The organism is Sphingomonas bacterium (assembly GCF_903642285.1).
Lineage (GTDB): Bacteria > Pseudomonadota > Alphaproteobacteria > Sphingomonadales > Sphingomonadaceae > Sphingomonas.
This window is the reverse complement of sequence record NZ_CAHJWJ010000002.1, coordinates 59,658-78,933: the sequence shown is the minus strand read 5'-3', so window position 1 is coordinate 78,933 and position 19,276 is coordinate 59,658. Positions and strand designations below refer to the sequence as shown.

At 64.6% G+C, this 19,276-nt stretch carries 17 protein-coding genes; 6 read left to right on the top strand and 11 right to left on the bottom strand.

All coding sequences use genetic code 11. The features are described from left to right. Positions 1–17: 17 nt before the first annotated feature. Entirely contained in the window at positions 18–2,594 is a 2,577-nt protein-coding gene (locus tag HUU99_RS01550; protein WP_174284820.1) for a TonB-dependent receptor, read from the bottom strand. 169 nt (positions 2,595–2,763) lie between these two features. Here HUU99_RS01550 and HUU99_RS01545 point away from each other — a divergent pair, with 169 nt between their 5' ends. Beyond that, a complete protein-coding gene (locus HUU99_RS01545) occupies positions 2,764–3,396 on the top strand; it encodes a TetR/AcrR family transcriptional regulator (protein WP_174284819.1) in 633 nt (210 codons plus the stop codon). A gap of 17 nt (positions 3,397–3,413) precedes the next feature. Here HUU99_RS01545 and HUU99_RS01540 read toward each other — a convergent pair whose 3' ends face one another. Then, positions 3,414–3,614 carry a metal-sensing transcriptional repressor gene (locus tag HUU99_RS01540; protein ID WP_368039897.1) on the bottom strand — a complete coding sequence of 67 codons (201 nt, stop codon included), beginning with the start codon at positions 3,612–3,614 and terminating at the stop codon, positions 3,414–3,416. A 210-nt stretch (positions 3,615–3,824) separates the two neighbouring features. Here HUU99_RS01540 and HUU99_RS01535 point away from each other — a divergent pair, with 210 nt between their 5' ends. Together HUU99_RS01535 and HUU99_RS01530 are read left to right on the top strand one after the other, a co-directional pair. Beyond that, entirely contained in the window at positions 3,825–5,183 is a 1,359-nt protein-coding gene (locus tag HUU99_RS01535; RefSeq protein WP_217430730.1) for a hypothetical protein, read from the top strand. 165 nt (positions 5,184–5,348) lie between these two features. Continuing rightward, the gene (locus HUU99_RS01530; protein ID WP_174284816.1) at positions 5,349–6,434 is read left to right on the top strand and encodes a glycosyltransferase family 4 protein; all 1,086 of its coding nucleotides are present in this window, start codon (positions 5,349–5,351) and stop codon (positions 6,432–6,434) included. Here the strand turns inward: HUU99_RS01530 and HUU99_RS01525 are convergent. From HUU99_RS01525 to HUU99_RS01490, 8 genes are all read right to left on the bottom strand, one after another. Beyond that, entirely contained in the window at positions 6,371–7,279 is a 909-nt protein-coding gene (locus HUU99_RS01525) for a galactosyltransferase-related protein (protein WP_254602855.1), read from the bottom strand. The two genes, HUU99_RS01530 and HUU99_RS01525, sit on opposite strands and share 64 nt — an antisense overlap. Further along, entirely contained in the window at positions 7,279–8,412 is a 1,134-nt protein-coding gene (locus HUU99_RS01520) for a glycosyltransferase (protein ID WP_174284814.1), read from the bottom strand. The genes HUU99_RS01525 and HUU99_RS01520 overlap by 1 nt, the downstream gene beginning before the upstream one ends. Further along, positions 8,409–10,397 carry an HAD-IIB family hydrolase gene (locus tag HUU99_RS01515; protein ID WP_174284813.1) on the bottom strand — a complete coding sequence of 663 codons (1,989 nt, stop codon included), beginning with the start codon at positions 10,395–10,397 and terminating at the stop codon, positions 8,409–8,411. The genes HUU99_RS01520 and HUU99_RS01515 overlap by 4 nt, the downstream gene beginning before the upstream one ends. Before the next feature lie 376 nt (positions 10,398–10,773). Further along, positions 10,774–12,402 carry a GMC family oxidoreductase gene (locus HUU99_RS01510; RefSeq protein WP_254602866.1) on the bottom strand — a complete coding sequence of 543 codons (1,629 nt, stop codon included), beginning with the start codon at positions 12,400–12,402 and terminating at the stop codon, positions 10,774–10,776. Positions 12,403–12,418: 16 nt separating this feature from the next. Next, positions 12,419–13,108: an isochorismatase family protein gene (locus HUU99_RS01505; RefSeq protein WP_174284811.1), complete on the bottom strand. Its 690-nt coding sequence runs from the start codon at positions 13,106–13,108 to the stop codon at positions 12,419–12,421. Further along, positions 13,101–13,964, bottom strand: a complete 864-nt coding sequence (locus HUU99_RS01500; RefSeq protein ID WP_174284810.1) for an isocitrate lyase/PEP mutase family protein — start codon at positions 13,962–13,964, stop codon at positions 13,101–13,103. The genes HUU99_RS01505 and HUU99_RS01500 overlap by 8 nt, the downstream gene beginning before the upstream one ends. Next, positions 13,961–14,875 (bottom strand): polysaccharide deacetylase, encoded by a 915-nt coding sequence (locus HUU99_RS01495; RefSeq protein ID WP_174284809.1) that lies wholly within the window; start codon positions 14,873–14,875, stop codon positions 13,961–13,963. Before HUU99_RS01495 ends, HUU99_RS01500 begins: the two co-directional genes overlap by 4 nt. Positions 14,876–14,885: 10 nt before the next feature. Next, on the bottom strand, positions 14,886–15,644 hold the full coding sequence (locus HUU99_RS01490; protein WP_174284808.1) for a maleate cis-trans isomerase family protein: 759 nt from the start codon (positions 15,642–15,644) through the stop codon (positions 14,886–14,888). 184 nt (positions 15,645–15,828) lie between these two features. Here HUU99_RS01490 and HUU99_RS01485 point away from each other — a divergent pair, with 184 nt between their 5' ends. Beyond that, a complete protein-coding gene (locus HUU99_RS01485; protein WP_174284807.1) occupies positions 15,829–16,122 on the top strand; it encodes a DUF1330 domain-containing protein in 294 nt (97 codons plus the stop codon). Between the two features lie 8 nt (positions 16,123–16,130). Beyond that, the gene (locus HUU99_RS01480; protein WP_254602854.1) at positions 16,131–17,363 is read left to right on the top strand and encodes an FAD-dependent oxidoreductase; all 1,233 of its coding nucleotides are present in this window, start codon (positions 16,131–16,133) and stop codon (positions 17,361–17,363) included. Positions 17,364–17,366: 3 nt separating this feature from the next. On the opposite strand, the gene HUU99_RS01475 is transcribed toward HUU99_RS01480, so the two are convergent. Further along, complete coding sequence (locus tag HUU99_RS01475) at positions 17,367–18,179, bottom strand: helix-turn-helix domain-containing protein (RefSeq protein WP_174284903.1); 813 nt, start codon at positions 18,177–18,179, stop codon at positions 17,367–17,369. 136 nt (positions 18,180–18,315) lie between these two features. Here HUU99_RS01475 and HUU99_RS01470 point away from each other — a divergent pair, with 136 nt between their 5' ends. Then, a complete protein-coding gene (locus tag HUU99_RS01470) occupies positions 18,316–19,275 on the top strand; it encodes an alpha/beta hydrolase family protein (protein ID WP_174284806.1) in 960 nt (319 codons plus the stop codon). The last annotated feature ends 1 nt before the right edge of the window (position 19,276 follow it).

The window sequence follows — 19,276 nt, the reverse complement described above, 5'->3', positions numbered from 1 at the left end:
CGTTCTCCTTTATTGGTTCAGAAACGCTTGGTCAGCGTCGCGCCATAAGTCCGCGGGTCGTTCGTGTACCCAGTGTAACTCCCGGTCTGCGCGACGGTCGGGAAGGCTCCGACGAGTGTGTTGTGCTTGGTCAGATTGCGCACGAAGAACAGCAGCTCGATCTTCTGTGGCGGCAGCGCGAAACCGAGGCTGGCGTTCACGTTGCTGGTTTCGGTGCTGCCATATTGCGCGGGCACGACATCGATCAGCTGCGTCCGGCTCGAATAATCATACTCGCCGCGCAGGAACGCCCCGAACGTGCCGAAATCGTGATTGATCGTCGCCGAAGCAGACGTGCTCCATTTGGGGATACCGGCCGGGCGCTGGCCCGAAAGATTACGAAACGGCGGCGTTTGACCCGTCGTCGGATCGAGCGGGCACTGCACCGTATCGAAGCTGACGCAGGGCGCGCGCAGGAACGAATCGTATCTGGGGTCGAGATAGGTTCCGGCACCGGTCAGCGACAGCCAGGAGATCGGGCGATACGCCGCCTCGATCTCGGCTCCCTTCACCGACTCCTGCCCGGCATTGACCAGGCTGTAGCCGGTGCCCGTGAAGGCGTTCGACTGGAAACCCTTGATCGTCTGCTTGAACACCGCGAGGTTCAGATAGCCGCCGTGGAACGCCGCCTTGGCCCCGACTTCGTAGAGCGTAACGTTCTCGGGATCGGCAGTGCGACCGATGCCGTTCGCGTCGGGGGCCCGCGCATCGGTCGACAGGTTGAACGCACCCGCCTTCCACCCCGTCGAGTAGCTTGCATAGATGTTGACCGGGCCGAGGTCGTAAGTCGCACGGCCCAGATAGGTAACCTTGTCGCCCTTCAGGATGCCGGACTCGTTGGCATTGGGGTAATTGACCGGTCCGTGAGTCGGCGCATTGCCGTAAAAGAATTGAAGCGCGCCCAGCGCACCGAACGAATTGGCGGTAATTCCAGGGACGCCCAGCGCTGCGAGTGTCGCCAACTGAGGCACGTTTTGTAAGTTGAGCTGTGAGAACGCATCGGTAAGGACAATGTTAGACGTCGAAGCCTTTCGATCGCTGAGATAGGCGACGCCTCCCGTTAATGTAAGTCGATCGAAGAGCTTGTAGTCGGCCTGGCCGAAGAAGGAGAAAGAGTCCTGCTTTAACGTGTAAGGAGCAATTACTCCCTGCCCCGCAGCAAAGTAAGTGGAACCCGGCTTGATCGAAGGCGTAACGAGGCTCTGTAAGTACTCTAGCGCGAACAAGTTCGACTTGCCGGCGAAAGCGGCTGACGGCCCGCTCAGCGCATCGGCAAAGGCACGAATCTGCGATCCGAAGCTGATCTGGCTGCTCGTGTCGAGATTCTCGTGGTCGTAGAAACCGCCGATCAGCCAGCTGAACGGACCCTTTCCGCTCGATGTCAGCCGGACCTCCTGGGTGAACGTCTTGGTATGCGTCTGGTCAGCCCGGTAGGACAGGTCTGCGCCCGTGAAATCGACGTCTTCCGTCGTATCGTCACGCTGGTCTCGGTACGCGGTGATCGACGTGAATTTGGCAAAGCTCAGATCGTAATCGATCTCGCCCGATATGCCTTTGCCGACGATGTGGTTCGTCGGGTCCCGGTCGAAGGCGATATTGCGACTATATTTGGTTGCGGGGTCGGTCACCGCGGCACCCAGACCGAACGGCGGCGGTGCGGCAATGAATTGCGTCGCGGGGCCGTTGAACAGCTGTACCGCGCCGCAGCAGCGCTCGTTGATTTCGTTGTAATCGGCGATGACCCGGACCGACAACCGGTCGACGGGGTTCCACAGGATGTCCGCGCGCACCGACTGACGGTTACGGTCGTTGATGCTGTGCCCGGTCACGACATTGTGTTCATATCCGTCGCGCTCGTCCACCGTGCCGGAAAGACGGATGGCGACCGTGTCGCTGAGCGGTCCGGTCGCGGTCGCCTTCGCGATGAGTTCGCCATAATCGCCGACGGTCAGATCGAGCCGCCCGCCGACATCGAACTGCGGACGCTTCGTCACGATGTTGATCGCACCCGCGGAGACGTTCTTGCCGAACAATGTCGATTGTGGCCCGCGAAGCACCTCGATCCGCTCGACTTCGGGAAGGTCGTTCAGCGAAGCGGCGCTGCGCGATCGGTACACGCCGTCGATGAAGACGCCGACCGATCCTTCGATACCGACATTGCCATTGCCGTTGCCGAACCCCCGGATGATGAAATTGGTCTGGCCGACCGTGTTGAACTGCTGGACCTTCAACGAAGGCACGACCGACTGGAGATCGACCAGATCGCGGATCTGCGCACGATCGATGGTCTGCTCGCTGGTCACCGCGACCGAGATCGGTACGTCCTGCAGCGTCTGCTCGCGCTTGTTGGCGGTCACGACGATGTCGTCGGTGGACTGGACGGCGTCGGCTGCCGCGCGACCGGGAGCGGGGTTGGCCTTGGCGGCGCTGTCGCGCTCATTGACCGATTGCGTCTCCGCGCCCTGGCTCGCCGTCGGCACCCCCGACTGCGCGAACGCCGGCTGGCTCGCCACCAGCGCGAACAACGATACCCCTGCCAATTTACCGATGCCCATCAACCGCTCCTAGGTTCCGACCGCCCCGAGTCATCCGGGACTTATCGCCGTCCTGATGCGCCAAACGAAAACCTAATGCAACCTAGAGTTTCTAGCGGCTTCGGTTCTTGCCGGTTCGGTTCGCATGCCTATGAACGGATGCCGGATGACGCGCGCTTGGGAGCGGTGAATGGAACAGGGTGTGAACGCGGTACCGAAACCGACCGCGCGGGGCCGCAAGTCCGCGAAGAAACGCCTCGAGATCATGCGCGCCGCAACCGGCATCATCAACGCCAAGAGCTTTGCATTGGCGACGATGACGGAAATCGCCGCCAGCCTGGACCTTCGAGATGCGACGCTTTACTATTATTTCCCCAATAAGCAGGCGTTGGTCTACGAGTGTCACGTATCCTCGCTGGAGCGCTTCGAAGGACTGCTCGAAAAGACCGATCAAGCGGATGGAACCGGGATCGAGAAACTACGCCGGTTCCTTCACGCCTTCCTCGAGGACTCCACACAGAACGGTCAGCAATTATATTTCGGGGACTACTCATACCTCGAAGAGATGCAGAGAATAAAGATCGGCGCATGGGGCGACAGACTCAGCGACAAGCTGAAAACGCTGATCGATCAGGGCATATCCGATGGCAGCGTTGCCCCATGCGAAAGCGCACTTGTCGTTCAACTGCTGCTCGGAACGCTGATCTGGCTTGCGAAATGGGCTCCGGATGCCAAGGGTCTTACGGTCGACCGCCTCGGCGATGCCATCGAGGCATTCGCGTTCCATGGCCTGGAAAGCCGGTTGGACGGCATGGCGCGTTAAGCCGGGGCAACGCGGGATCAGCGAAGCGCGCGGCGCAGCAGTTCGGTCAGTTCGGCCAGCTTTGCCCGTTGCGCCTCCGGGTCACCCGACGCGACCGCCTGCGCGACGCAGGCGGCGGCATGATCGTCGAGCACGTCGCGTTCGATACGCGCGAGCGCGGCGCGCGCCGCGTGAAGCTGCGTCAGAATGTCGATGCAGTAGCGCCCGTCCTCGACCATCGCGGCGATGCCGCGCACCTGGCCTTCGACGCGGTGCAGGCGACCAAGCTGTTTGCGATGATCGGCATGGGGGTGGTCCGGGCAAGCATTTAACGCCATAGATACCTACATACCCCCAGGGGGCACTTTGGCATAGGCTGGATCGTCGGCCCGGAGTTCGTCATGCAGCGGTTTACTGCCCGAGCGCATACCCGTCTTTTGCTTGCGGCCATGGCCCTCCCGGCACCGGGATCGGCATTCGCGCAGGCCATGCCCGGCATGACCATGCCGAACGCCCCCGCCCCGTCGCCCACCCCCGCTCCGGCAGAGACATCGGCGGACCGGCATGACGGCATGGCCGCTATGCCCGGCATGAGCATGACGGACGGCGACCGGAAGACGATGCGGATGCCCGCCGCGTTCGGTCCCTATTCGATGATGCGCGAGGCGTCGGGAACCGCGTGGCAACCCGATGCGAGCCCGGTGCAGGGCGTGATGCGAATGGCGGGCAACTGGACGATCATGGGCCAAGCGATGCTAAACGGCGTGTACGACGACCAGAGCGGCCCACGCGGCGGCGATCGTTTCTTCGCCTCGGGTATGGTGATGGGCATGGCGACAAATGCGCTCAGCGCGCACGACACCGTGGCGTTCCGCGCGATGCTGTCGCCCGACCCGTTGATGGGCAGCCGCGGCTATCCGCTGCTGCTCGCGGCCGGGGAGACCGCCGACGGGCGGACGCCGCTGGTAGACCGCCAGCACCCGCACGACCTATTCATGGAGCTGTCCGGTTCCTACAGCCGTCGCATCGGCGAGGACGCATCGGTGTTCGTCTACGCGGGGCTGCCGGGCGAACCCGCATTCGGCCCCGGGTCGTTCATGCACCGCTTGTCGATCATGGACTCGCCGGAAGCGCCGATCACGCATCACTGGTTCGATTCCACCCACATCACCTTCGGCGTCGTGACCGCAGGACTGATCGAAGACGGCGTCAAGATCGAGGCGTCACGGTTCAAGGGGCGCGAGCCGGACCAGAACCGCTACGACATCGAGGCACCCAGGTTCGACTCCACGGCCGTCCGCGCAAGCTGGAACCCGACCGCAACGCTGGCACTGCAAGCATCATGGGCGCGGATCAAATCGCCCGAGCAGCTTACCCCGCAGGAGGATCAGGAGCGCTGGTCGGCAAGCGCGATCTACACGAAGGCGATCGGCGCGCGCGGCTATTTCGCGGCGACGGCCGCATGGGGCCGCAAGACGGAGATCGATGCGGACGGACATCGCGGTCCCGGGCTCGACGCCTATCTGATCGAAGCGACGGTGAAGCCGGACGATCGCTGGACCGTGTTCGCACGGGCCGAGCGGATCGACACCGATGAACTGCTGCCCGCGCCAGGCCAGATTCATGGTCCCCAATTCACGGTCGGCAAGGCATCGGTCGGGACGATCCGCGACTTCCGACTGACCCGCAACGTGAAGGTCGGCATTGGTGGCCTCGTCGCGCGCTCGCTTACCCCCGGCGGGCTCGACCCGTCCTATGGCGGCGACCGCACGAGCGGCATGGCATTCGTGCGGTTGAAGCTTGGGTAGTGTCCACTGCCGGTCAGGATACGACACCGGGTCCCTGCCGAACCCTCCGGACTTTACGGGACATCAAAACCCGACGGCTGAATATCCACTCCAGCGGGAAACGATATCGATAAACCGCTACAGGACGGTGGACATCGATGCCGGACCCTTTCTAAGACGATCGAAATGCGCATCGCCGTCGTCGCTCACCTCCGCTACCCGATCGCGCCGCCGTTCATGGGGGGCATGGAGGCGCATAGCCATCTGCTGACCCGGGCGCTCGTGGCACGGGGGCACGACGTCACGCTGTTCGCCGCCGGAGACAGCGACGCGACGCTGCCGCTGCGGGCGCTGACACCTCGCCATCACGAGACGACGCTGCCATGGGCGCTGTGGATGAATTCGGCCGAGCTGTCGCAGATACAGGACGATGCTTTCGAAACCGCGGCCATGATGATCGAACGTGACGGTTTCGACGTCGTTCATAACAATACGATGCATCCGACCTTGCTGAACTGGGCGGCGCGGGTCGGTCAGCCGATGGTGACCTCGCTTCATATTCCACCGTTTGGCGGGCTCGCGGATGCGGTGGCCCGCAACGCGGTGCCGTGGCTGCGTGAGACGACGACGTCGCATGCGCATCTGGCCAGCTGGTGGTCGGTTCCCCCGGGCTCGGCGACGGTCGTATATAACGGCATCGATCTCGCGGCATGGCCGTTCGTGCCGCAAGGCAACGGACGTGCCGTCTGGTGTGGTCGAGTGACGCCCAACAAGGGAACGGCGGTGGCGATCGAGGCCGCAAAAACGCTCGGTATTCCACTCGATGTCGTCGGGCCGATCGATTGCATGGATTATTTCGATGCGGAGGTCGCGCCACGGCTCGACGCGGACCGAATCTATCGCGGCCTCCTGCATGGCCCCGAGCTGGCGAGCATGCTCGGGGCTGCGTCGGTGCTGGTGTCGACGCCGATGTGGGACGAACCGTTTGGCCTCGTGAATGTCGAGGCGATGGCGTGCGGCGTCCCCGTCGCCGCGATCGATCGCGGGGCGATGCGCGAGGTGATCGGCGATTGCGGCGTGCTTGCGCAGGATGCGAACGCACTGCCGGGTGCCATCGATGCGGCGATGGGTCTGTCGCGGCGGGCGTGCCGTCAGCGCGTGGAACGGGTCTTCTCGGTCGACGCGATGCTCGACGGTTACGAAGCCGCTTACGCCGCAGCCATAGCCGCGCGCCCGGTCAGCAGCCGGAATACGGTTGCAGCGCTCGCATAGGGTTCATGCGCTTGCTGGCGAGTCAACGCCAAGTCGTCCTCGGTTACCTCCCGCACGCGCACCGGGCGCGGGCCGTCCATCCGGACAAGCCCCATCAGCTCGAAACACTGCAGCCAATGCTCCATCGTGTAATGGCCCCATTTTTCCGCGAACAGCGTGGCGTTGGCGATGACGCTGTCGATGTGATGGACGGGCGGCATGTGATGCGGGTGATATTGGTGATAGGCGAGCGCGCCGCGGCACCATCTGATCGGCAGCCCGCTGATCGACACGACCCTACCGAAATCGGTGTCCTCGCCGCCATAGCCGCGGTAGCGCTCGTCGAACCCGCCGACCCGGTCGAACGCGGCGCGGTGCATCGCGAAGTTCAGCGACCAGAAGCAGCGATAGTCGCTGCATTCGCCGATCATGTCGTCGGGCGGCCCCGCCCGTTCCGAATGAAGAACGGCGGTGCCGGCGAAGCGGTCGTAATCGATGCCGTCCTGTGTCGCGCCGGCGGGCAGATACAGCATCTCGCCCATCAATAGTGCCTCGCCGCGATCGAGCAGGCTCGTATAATCGGCGACGAAATCCGGTGCCGGAATACAATCGATGTCGAGAAAGGCGATCTTGTCGCTCGTTGCGGCCTGCGCGGCGGCGTTGCGCGCGGCGGCAAGTGCCAGACCGCGGTCGTCCATCATGATCTGGCGCACCGGAAAGCCGGCGTCGGGAAGGTCGTAGGGGTCGTCCTGCATGACCGCGATCACGATTTCGGCGGGCGGCAGAACCTGCCGCCGCAGGCCTTCGATCAGGTTCAGCAGATGATCGGCCCGACCATGGCCGATGGTGCAAATGGACAGGCTCATCAACGGCTTCCCTGGACAGGTGAACATGCGGGATCGGCGGCGACGCTATCGGCCAGCGCTTCCAGCCACGCGGCGCAATGGTCCGCGGCGAACGGGTCGACCAGCGCATGCTGCGCGGCCAGGTCGAGCGCTATCGCACGTGCCCAGGCATCGGTCCAGCTTCCGACATGCGAGGGCCAATGCTCGAGCGCGACCGCGGCCCCCGCCGTCGCGAGCAGGCGCGCCTTCCACAATTGCTCGTCGAAATAGCGCCATTCGGGAATGACGATCCACGGCCGGCCGGCGGCCGCGATCATATGGACCGTGGTATCGCCGGCCGACGACACGATGCGGTCGGCCGCCGCGATATGGGTCGCCGGGTCATCGACCCAGCCGAGATGGCGAAGGTTGCCGGGCGATGTCTCGTGCCATTGATGCTCCACCATGCCGATCGTCAGCCACAGTGCGTCGGGATCGGCGCGCGCACCGATCGTCAGCGGCGCGGCGGGCGTGCCGGTTCCGCCGCCGCCCGACACGACAAGGACGATGTCGGCGTCCTGCGCAAGACCAAGCGTTTCGCGCGCCTCCTGCCTGGTGCAGACGAACGTCGGAACGCCGAGGCCCGGCGCATAATATGTCTTGCGCCGCATCCAGTCGGGGCGATCCGCCTGTTCGAGCGCGGGCGCATAGGGCGCAAGAATGCCGACCGCCGATTCATAAGCGGCCATGTGCCCGGGGTCGCGACGATCGCCATGTTGCAACACCGGCACGCAGGGTATCGACGCGATACGCGCCAGTTGTGCGAGTTCCGCCGAGACGTCGGTTACGAACAATGCGGGCCGAACCGCGTCGAACCAGCGGCTGATCGACGCCACCGCCCGCGTGATGCTGGCCCAGCCGAGCGGGGCGCAGTGCAAGGTCGAGGGGGTGCGTGCCACTGCCAGAACCGGCCGCGCGATGAGGTCGGCTGGTGCCTCGAACAAGGAAGGTATCGCCTGGACCACGACGTTCGGGCGAAGCGGCGGAAAGATGTCGGTGCGTGCGGAGAATATGGTCACCGGCCTGTCCGGCGACAAGGCGTTGACGATGGCGGCCGCGCGTTCGGCATGGCCGCGGCCCTGGTGATGGACGAAATACCCGATCGGACAGGTCATGCCGCAACGCGGCCCGCATAGGCGCGCATTCCTTCGACAATGCCGGCGGCATGCGCGCGGCGCGAGACATAGACACCAGCGGATCGCGCCAGCGAGGCAAGCTCATCGCTGTGGTTGGCGACGAGAATAGGATTGCGGCACATCGCCAGCATGTCGAGGTCGTTGCCGCTATCGCCGGCGGCGTAGACCCGGTCGCGCGGGATACCGAGACGGCGCGCCGCCCAGATCATCGCCATGCCCTTGCCCGCGCTTTCGGGCAGGATGTCGAGGAACCGGCCGTGGCTGTAGACGACACGCACCGGCAAGTCCGCCACCGCATCGCGGACGGCGGCGACGACCGACGGATCATCGACCAGATAGCTGCGTTTGTGACGGCGCTGTTCGACCGGCCGTTGCGGCCGAACGTCACGAATCGCCGCGACTCGCGCCTCGACTAGTTCAGGCACCCAGCCTTGATCGATATGGGCCCGGAACGCGACATCGGGAACGAGCCGCCCGGCCTCCCACCAATAGATTTCGGAGCCTACGGACGTGATCAGCACATGCGGGTCCGGCATTTGCCATTCGCGCAGCAGTCGCAACGCCTCCTGCAAAGATCGCCCGGTAGCGACGCCGAATCCGAGCGGCACTTCCCGCGCGAGGTACCGCGCCAGTTCGCTCGCACCGATGCGACATCCCGTGACGGTGTTATCGATGTCGCACAGAAGCAACCGCGTCGGCGATTGCTCGCCCCTTGGAAGAGACTGTTCGACAATCAGCGGTTTGATGACCGCGACGAAACGCTCGGCATAGCTGTTCCAGTTTAGCGCCCTACTGTTGCGGCGACCGGCCTCGGACGCCTTCTCCCAACGACCGCGATCGTCGAGCAGGGCGCGGATTGCCGCAGCGAAACCGGCGGGGTCTCGCGGATCGGCGACCGACCCATGACCCAGGCCCGCGACGATGTCCGGCGCGCCGCCATGGCATGTCGCGACGACCGGCAGGCCGTGCAGCGCCGCCTCAGTGAGCGTCAAACCATAGGGCTCGGTGAACGCCGCATTGGCGAACACTCCGCCGGTCTCGCGCGCCAGACCGTAGAGCGACGCGACGTCCTCCTGACGGTGCCGCTTGGGCAGCGCGAGCGACCCGTAGAGATCATGCCGGTCGAGATGCTCGAGCAGCGAGCCGATCACCTGCCGCTGCTCGCATTCGCCGGTGCCGGGACCGTCGCGAAGCCCTGCGAGAATGACCAGATTGGCGCGCGCGCGCAGGTCCGCGTCCAGGGCATAGAGTTCGATCAGTCCGGCAAGATTTTTCTTGGCGACCGGCCGTGCGATGGCGAGGATCATCGGCTTTGCGGGATCGCGAAGGAAGGGCGCGACCAGCCGCTCCGCTTCCGCCAAGTTTTCGTGCTGCTGGCCGTCGAGCGAAGCGCCGGGAGGAATGGAATGGATCCGCGAAGAACAGGCGGACGGATACAACATCAACTGCCGCTCGGCCTCGTCGCGCGACGAGGCGATAACCGCATCGGCGGCACCGATGATCCGATCCTCCTCCCGTATTCGCACCGCGAGAGACGTCTCGTCGCTTGCAATCGCCGCCTTTTCGATGGCGAGCGAATGTGCGGTATAGACAAAAGGGATCCCGAACCGATCCCGTACTGCCAAGGCAATCTCACCCGCATCGGCGAAATGCGCGTGGATCAGGTCGGGCATGCGCGGCAAACCCGCGATGTAGCAGATTAGTGCGCTCCTGAACGCCGGGCGATCGGCAACGCCCGCCTCTTTCGACAGGTAGCGACGGTCGCCGGTATCGAGACGACGTACGTACAGTTTGCGTGCGATACGCTCTTCGGGTACGGCATACGCCGCGCCCAGCGTCCGATCGTCGATCAACCGGGTGACGATTTCGATCCTATCGACATCGCTGCGCCGAGCGAGCGCCACCGCTGCACCGAGCACATAGGTGATATGTCCGCCGGTATCCTCGGTGAGTCCGAATTCCACCGGCGGGCCTTTCAAGCATCCGCCGAGCGCGATCGACATAACGAACATTCCGACGAAAGCCCCCGAGCCAGACTGCTAAAGTCCTGATACTTCAAAAGCCGAAGTGCTACGCGCTCCTGCACCTAGCGGCAACGACGTTGGACGCTCGACGTCATAGCAGGAAGCAACATCCGTTATCGATAGCCTATAAGGCTGTCGATCCGACCCGTCGTCGAGCGACAATCAGGCAGCGAAGACACGCCCCCGCGCCGAACGATTGCTCGCCCACGACTGGTTCTCCGTGGCAACGACAGGGCGACCGCTCAAGGCATGTTACGCGCTGGTCTTCTCCAATGCCAAGTCGGGTTGGCTCCTTTGGCATCTGATTTCCAGTCCATTAGCCCGCATCCTGTCTCCCAATCAGATCGCTGGCGCGTTCCGCAATCGCCAGGACCGTGGCGTTCGTCGGGGCAGAAGGAATCTCCGGGATGACCGAGGCATCGACGACGCGAAGATGGTCGATGCCGTGTACACGGAGGAGAGGATCGACGACCGCGTCGACATCGTTGCCCATCCGGCACGTACCGACCGAGTGGCCGAACATAACCGCCGTCCGCAGCAGATATGCGCGCAAGTCGTCGGCGGACACGGCGGCGGGCCCGGGATTGATCTCCCGCAGGCGAACATCGGCGAAGGCGGGACCGTTCAGGATAGCACGCGCCACCTCGAGCGACGCCAGCGAGCCGGCAAGGTCGCGCCCGTCGCCGAACGCGTTCGGATCGATGATCGGAGGCGTCGCCGGATCGGCACTGGCGAGCGACACACGACCTCTGCTGTGGGGGGCGAGATATGAGAAGGATGCCCTGCACCCGCCCCCCGCCATCGCCGACCCCGGTCCCTTCCCGGCATTGACCGCGAAGTTCAGCATGATGTCCCGAGGTTTCGTCGCGTGCGGCGACCGGGCATATAACACGGCGTCCACGCCCATCAGGCGGGAGGGTTCGAAGGGGGCCCTGGCTTCGATCGACACTCCCGGAAAGATCATGTGTTCGTGCAGATTCCCGCCCACGCCGGGGAGATCGACGATCGGCCTGACGCCGACCGCCCTCAGATGGGCGGCGGGGCCGACACCCGACAGCATCAGCAGCTGAGGCGACTGGATCGCTCCTGCGGCGACTACTACCTCGTGGTCGGCCAGCGCCAACCGCTCACCACCTGCGTCCCGGTAGCGCACGCCGCGGCACCACGATCCCTTGATATCCAGCGCCGTGACCTGAACGCCGGTCATGATCGTCAGATTGGTCCGGCCGAGCACCGGAACCAGATAGGCACGGTAGCTTGACATGCGATGCTGCCCGTCGAACGCCAGTTGATTGAGCCCGACGCTCGCGGCAGGATCAGTGTTGAGATCGTTGGTTTGGACATAGCCGGCGCTTTTCGCGCCATCGATGAAGCGCAATGCCGCAGCAGTCGGCTCCTCGACCGGCAAGACAGAGGTCGGGCCGTTCGCGCCGCGACGCGGATCTGGCCGACCGAGCCAGCGTTCGGAGCGGCGGAACATCGGTGCCATGACCGCCTGGTTCCACCCTGTCGCGCCTAGCGCGGCCCAGCGGTCATAGTCGGCGGCCGTGCCGCGGTGATGGATCATCGCGTTGATAGCGCTCGATCCGCCTAGGACTTTTCCTCGCGGCACGGGCAATATACGGTTACCGGCATGCGATTGCGCTGCGGTCATGAAACGCCAGTCGATCGCCGTACCGCTCAACCCGAACCACTTCGCGGGCAGGTCGATCGCGGGCGGCTGGTATGCGCCGCCTGCTTCGATCAGCAGCACCCTGTTCGCCGGATCGTCGCTCAACCGTCTCGCGACCACGCATCCCGCGGTGCCAGCACCGACGACGACATGCGTGAACCGGGAATCACGAACGCCCGTTGCACGGACCGGCATCGCTAGGCTGCTCACCGCGATACCCAGAATTTGCCGCCGCGAGGTTGCCTGCATCGCGTCGAGCGGTGATTTGAACATCAAGCGGGTATTCCCATCATGGTTGCGATCCAGTCTGCGGTTGACATCCCGTTCCCTGTCGATTCTTTGCCGATGGCCGTTGACGGTCGAGCAAGGAGATGGCGCGGTCGCAATCGACGACCTCCGCCATCTTCGCCTGCATGTCGAACAGGTTGGCCGCATGCGGGCGCGTATCGCGGTCGGCGCAGCAATCGCTCACGACATAGGGAATGAAGCCGGAGCACAGCGCATCGAGCGCGGTTGCACGGACACAACCCGAAGTCGAGTAACCGCCGATCAGCACGGTATCGACGCCCATCGTCGACAGCATCGGCGCGAGCGCGGTGCCAAAGAAGGCCGACGGGTAGAATTTGCCGAGGACATGATCGCCCGGCTCCGGCTGCAGTCCGGGCGGAAAAGCGCCGAGCGGCGATCCGGCCACGAACGCCTTGAGCGCGGGCACCTTGCGATAGAACATGCCACCCTCCGCGCCACCCGGGGCATAGCTGATGTTCGTGAAGATCACCGGCGCACCCACGGCCCTTGACGCGTCCGCGAGCCGCGCCAACGGCGCGAGGGCATTGTCCGGCCCCAGATAGAGCGACGAGCCTGGATCTATATAGGCCATCACGACATCGACGATCAGTAGCGCGGGCGACACGCCGAACGGAAGCGTGCCGTTGAAGCCGGCCGCGGCGTAATCATGGTCGAGCGGTGCGTCAGTCATAGCGGGCGGCATCCTGCAGCAGGGCGTCCGCCCCGGTCAGCCTGTTCATATATGCCAGGTCGGCGATTTCGTCGGCCAGCGTCGCGGTCGATCCGGTATCGCGCAGGACCGACAGCCAGCGCGGTGCGACACCTGCGAAACCGTGCAGAAGCAGCAACGGATGAAGCGTGGCGGCATAGCCCATCGCGAAGAAGGGCGCGGTGTCCGGGCCGGGCGTCACGCCGCCTTCGACGAGATTATGGACCAGCGGCACGCGCGCGGCGAAGCGATCGGCGATCGCCTGCGCCTCGGCAAAGGTGCGCGGTCCTTCGACGAACAGCAGATCCGCGCCCGCCGCCAGATACGCCTCGGCGCGGTCGAGCGTGGCATCGAGCCCTTCGATCGACAGCGCATCGGTGCGTGCGATCACGAGCATCGCCTCGCGAGCGTCGATCGCCGCCCTGATCCGCCCGACGCCTTCCGACAGCGGTACCACGCGCTTGCCTGCCATATGGCCGCAGCGTTTGGGGAAGACCTGATCCTCGATCTGCACCGCCGCCGCGCCTGCGCGTTCGAGCTGGCGCAGCGTGCGTCGCAGCGTCAGCGCGTTGCCGAAACCGGTATCGCCATCGACGATCAGCGGGATATCGATGCGGTCGACGATCTGCGACACGGCATCGATCAGCTCGCTTGCCGTTACCAGCCCCATATCGGGCCGACCGAGCCGCGCCATCGACAGCGCCGCGCCGCTCAGGAACGCTGCCTCGAATCCGGCGCGTTCGATCAGCAGCGCGCTGAGGCCGTCCCAGCATCCCGGCCATTGCATCGCCGGCCGCCGTCCGTCCGCACCGATCGCGAGCCGGTCGCTGAGCGTCATCCCAGCTGGCCGGGAATATGGCTTTCATGATTGGCGAGATACCAGTCGGCTATCTCCTCGCGCGTCGCCCACCACACGCCGGGCAGCGATTTCGCGTGGTTGATGAATTCGCGCAGCGCACGGATGCGGTGCGCGCGGCCGGAAACATGCGGATGCAGGCCGACATTCATGATCCGGCCGGTCGTGGCACCCTCTTCGTACAGCACGTCCAGTTCCTCGATCAGCGCCTGCGCGAACTGGTCGGTGGTGAAATTCTTGCGCGTGATGAAAGTGAAGTCGTTGATCTCGTTGGAATAGGGCGTCGATACGATCGGCCCATGCGGCGTACGGAGCAGATAGGGCTGATCGTCGTTCATGACGTCGCAGTAGAAGGTGCAGCCCTGTTCGGCGAGGATGTCGGCGGTCTGGAGCGTGCCGCGCAGCGAAGACGACAGCCAGCCCTTCGACTTGCGCCCGGTGAATTTCTCGAACTGGTCGAGCGTGCGCAGGATGATCTCGCGCTCCTTTGCGGGGTCCTTGGCGAAATCGGTCAGCAATTCGCCCTGCTCCCAATTATGGGTCAGCAATTCCCAGCCGCGCTCCAGCACCGCATCGGTCATCGCCTTGCGGCGTTCGAAGGTGACGGCGTTGGTGGTGCAGCTCGCCTTGACGCCCAGCTGGTCGAACAGCTCGAACAGCCGCCAGATACCGACGCGCTGGCCATATTCGCGCCAGCTGTAATTGGGGAAATCGGGCGTATCGCCGGGCAGGATATCGGGCAGGATCGACGGACCACCGGCATAATAGGGCTTGGTCGTGTCCTTGGTCAGGTCCCAGGTTTCGAGGTTGAACGTCAGGATGAGCGCGACGCGCGCATTGTGCGGCCAGACGAGCGGCTGGCGGGCGGGTAGCGGTATGTAATCATAATCCATCGCGTCGTCCTCAATGCCGGCTCAGCAGCGCGCCGAACCCGTCCCTCTGATCCATGATGCCCATGCTCCGCAGCGCATGCCAATAGGTCGCGGTGTTGATCGCGATCACCGGTTTTTCCAGCCAGAATTCGGCGATCGCGGCGACTTCGGCGAAGGCGAGATTGGTGCCGGCCTGGATCACCGCATCGACCCCGCCCGACACCGCGATCGCGGCGCGCTTCAACGTTTGCTTGCTCTCGTGCGCGATCAGCATCGGCGACGGCGATTTGAGGCCGACGAGGTTGACCACCTCATAGCCCTGATCCTCGAAGAACTTCTTCACGTTGCGGTCGCCGACCGGCATGTACGGCGTGACGATGCCGATCTTGCGGATGGGCGCACCGACGCTTTCATATGCCTTGATCGCGGCATCGACCGCGGTCGATCCCATGATGACGGGCACGCCGCCGGTGCGCTCGACCATCTTTGCGTGAAGTCGCGCCGCGCCCTCGGCACCGTCCCAGAAGGTTTCGGCCGACATGCCCATCACGACGCAGCCCGGGTCCATCGACATCGACACGTCGACCGCGTCGAACGTCGCGTCGCGAATCGACTGCAGCATCACCATGAAGCTGTCGTCGTCGGTCACCTTCGTATTCGGGATCGCGATCCGGCTGAAATGATTGGTTACGCCGCGCGGCTGCATCGCGGCATATTCGGGTTCGACGCTGGTGTTCGTGGACGGTGCCACCACCGCGAATTTCATCCGGCTGCCCAGGGAATCGGTCATCGTGTTCCTCCGGCCTGCTCGGTACGAATGCCACGAAGGGGTGTCGCGAGATCATGGTCGGCGCAAATCCGTCCCTTCGCTGTGTTCGCCTGACGGATATACCGTGACCGCCCGCGCGCGTCTCGCAAAGGTCGGTGCCATCAGGTGGCGGCAGCGACGTGTCGACAGGACGGGGGATCTTCGGGTGGCAGCCTATATCGTGGCGACGGTACGCATCACCGATCCCGACAAATTCGCGCTATACGGCAAGGGTATCGCGGGCCTGTCCGAACGTTTCGGCGGGACGCCGCTCGTGCGGGGGCCGGTGGTGGAAGTGCTGGAGGGCGACAGTCCCGTGGGTGAACGGGTGGTCGTGACGCGGTTCGATACCGCAGAGGCGGCCCGCGCCTATATCGCGGCACCTGAATATCGGGCGGCGAGTGTGCACCGCGCCGACGCTGCCGTGGTCGAAATGCGCCTTCTGGTCGATCCGGCCTGACCGCGGCGATGACGATGTCCAATGATGGAACCGGCGGCGCGACCCTGACGACACGCGTTCTCGTCGTCGGTGCCGGACCGGTCGGCGCGGTGGCGGCGTATCGCCTGGCGCAGGCGGGAATCGACACGCTGCTGATCGATGCCAATGCCGGTTGCCCGGAGGACATGCGCGCATCGACCTTCCACCCGCCGACGCTGGAGATGATGGCGGCGCTGGGCGTTCTGGCGGAACTGGAAGCGATCGGGTTGAAGGCACCCGTCTACCAGTATCGCAACCGCCGCAGCGGCAACGTCGTCGAACTCGATCTGGGCGAGATCGGCGATGCGACCCCCTACCCGTACCGGCTGCAATGCGAGCAGTATAAATTGTCGCGGCTGCTGACCGAGCGGATTGCCGCGCATCCGCATGGCGACGTCCGGTTCCAGCGACGTGTCGTGACGATCGAGCAGGACGAAACCGGGGTTTCGGTGAGTGCCGAGGGCCCGATCGCGATCGAGCGTTACCGCGCCGATTACGTCATCGCCGCCGACGGTGCCAATTCGACGATCCGCAAATGGCTGGGGATCGAATTCGACGGCTTCACCTATCCCGAACGTTTCCTTACGCTGTCGACCGCCTTTCCCATAGAAACGCGGATACCCGGTCTCGCTAACGTTAATTACGTCGCGGATGCCGAGGAATGGTGCGTATTGCTGCGCGTGCCGGGGCTTTGGCGGGTCCTGGTCCCTGCACCCGATACGCAGGACGATGCGAAATTGCTGTCGGATGGCAGCAAGGACCGGGTGTTCGCCGGTCTGCTGGGCGACGAGACGCCGGTCGAGACGTATCACCGTACGATCTACCGCGTGCACCAGCGCGTGGCGCGGCAGTTCCGCCGGGGCCGCGTGCTGCTGGCAGGCGATTCCGCGCACCTCAACAACCCGCTTGGCGGATTCGGTATGAATTCGGGGGTGCATGACGCCTGGAACCTGACCGGCAAGCTCCAGGAAATCATCAACCACGGCGAAGCCCCCGCCCCCCTGCTCGATCGATACGAGCGGCAACGCCGCGCGATCACCCAGCAGTTCGTCCAGGCGCAGACGATCAGCAACAAGCAGATGCTCGAAGCGGGTGGCTCGGACAGCACGACTCCGCAGGAACGCAGGCTGGAGGGGCTGTTGTCGGATGCGGCGCAGCGTCGCGAGTATCTGCTGCGCCAGGCGATGATCCTCAGCCTGCGCGACGAGGCGGCGATCGCCTGATCCTTATCCTGCCGCCGCAACCGGATCGGCATCCAGATCCTCGGTGATCGCGGTCGCGCACGCGTTCAGTGCCGGTAGGAATAGCTTCACGGCATCGCCGATCTTGATCGCCGACGCGAAGAACGCCAGCGTCAGTGCGCCCGCAATCGCGCCTTGTTCGAACAACGGCACCGCGATCGACGACGTCTTGCCCGGATTCTGCGTAAAACGGTTGAAACCGCGCGCCGCATAGCCCGAACTGCGCACCGTATCGATCAGCCCGCCCTCGCGCGCTAGTTGCAGCATGTGACGCGAATCGTCGTCGTCGAGATAGGCGAGACTGTTCAGGATCGTGTTGCGTTCGGCGATGTCCACAAACGCTAGATAGACGAGCCCGGCCGCGCATTCGAGGATCGGCATGGCGTAGCCGGGAAAATAGGCGTTGAAGGTGAGCGACGTCTGCGCGTGCGTTGAATCGCGGATCACCATCGCGCTTCCGACATGCGTGGTGAGCGAGATCGGCCACCCGATCTCGCGCGTCAGCGCGGCGATATGCGGGCGGGTCGCATGGACCAACGCGCCATGGCCCTGGAACCCATGCGCCAGCGTCTGCACCATCGCGGTCGGTTGATAGCGTTTGCGCGACGCCTCGCGCTCGATGAGACCTTCGTGGAGCAGGGTCTGCACGATCCGGCAGGCGGTCGGGTAGGGCACCGCCGAAGCCTTGGCGATCTCCATCATGCTGAGCGACTGGCCCCGGTTGATCGCCTGCAGCACCGCGATCGCGCGGCTGATCGACCGGATCGGGATACCGCGATCCAGCGCCTCGTCTTTCATGTCCCGTTCAGCCACGTATCTGTCACCCCCGCCGATCCACCGGGCTGGTCGCCTGGCGAACAGGCGGATGATAGCGGTCGTGCGCGCGTCGCCGCAAGCTAGGTTCGATCGCAACGCCATTGCGAGGAGCGACCGAGTGTACAGACGGATCGGCCTGATCGCGGCGCTCGCCATCACGATAGCGACGACGCCGACGGACGCAGGGCCGATCGCCGCGCCCAGGATCGCGACGGTCGATCCCGTGGTCGTCGACGACGGCAGCGCCGGCGGCCTGACGCTGCGGATCAGCTACCTGGTGACGGGCCGGAAAATGCCGGTGGTCATCCTGTCCCACGGCTTTCATCTGTCGCGCGAGGATTATCAGCCGCTCGTCCGATCAATGGTCGCGGCCGGGTTCGTCGTGATCCAGCCGGACCATCCCGACGCGTCGATCGACGGCTTTGCGCCGCCGGGTCCCAGCGACCCCGATAGCTGGCGCAAGCGCATCGCGCAGGTGCGGTGGATCGCCGGGCATCAGGGTATCGTGACCGGGTCGGTGCCGGGTCTGCGCGCGCGGGTCGACGCCGACCGGATCGCGGTGGTCGGGCACTCCTTTGGCGGACATACCGCAGAGACGGTGATGGGGGCGACCGTGATCGATCCTGCCAGCGGCAAGCCGATGCACGCCGATGAGCCGACGATCAAGGCGGCGGTCCTGCTGTCGCCGCCGGGCCATGAGGACGGGCTGACCGACAATTGGAAACGGCAGTCGCCCTATCTCAAGGTCGATTGGTCGACCATGCGCGGCCCGGTTCTGACGATCGTCGGCGGCAACGACAATGTCTGGGCGCTGCCGCAGGGGCCGGTATGGCTGACCGACGGCTATCGTCGCAGTCAGCCGGGACGCGGCATCTGTCTGATGACGGTCGCTGGCGCGGGTCATTATATCGGCGGGATCGATGGGCCGCTCCGACCGCCGACTGGGGACGCCACCCCGGCGCGGCTGGCGCTGGTCAGGACGGCGGTCGTGACGTTCCTTCAGGCCGGCCTGTATCCCGGCGATACCGCCAAGGCGAAGGCATGGACCGCGATACGGACGAGAATCGACTGCAAATAGC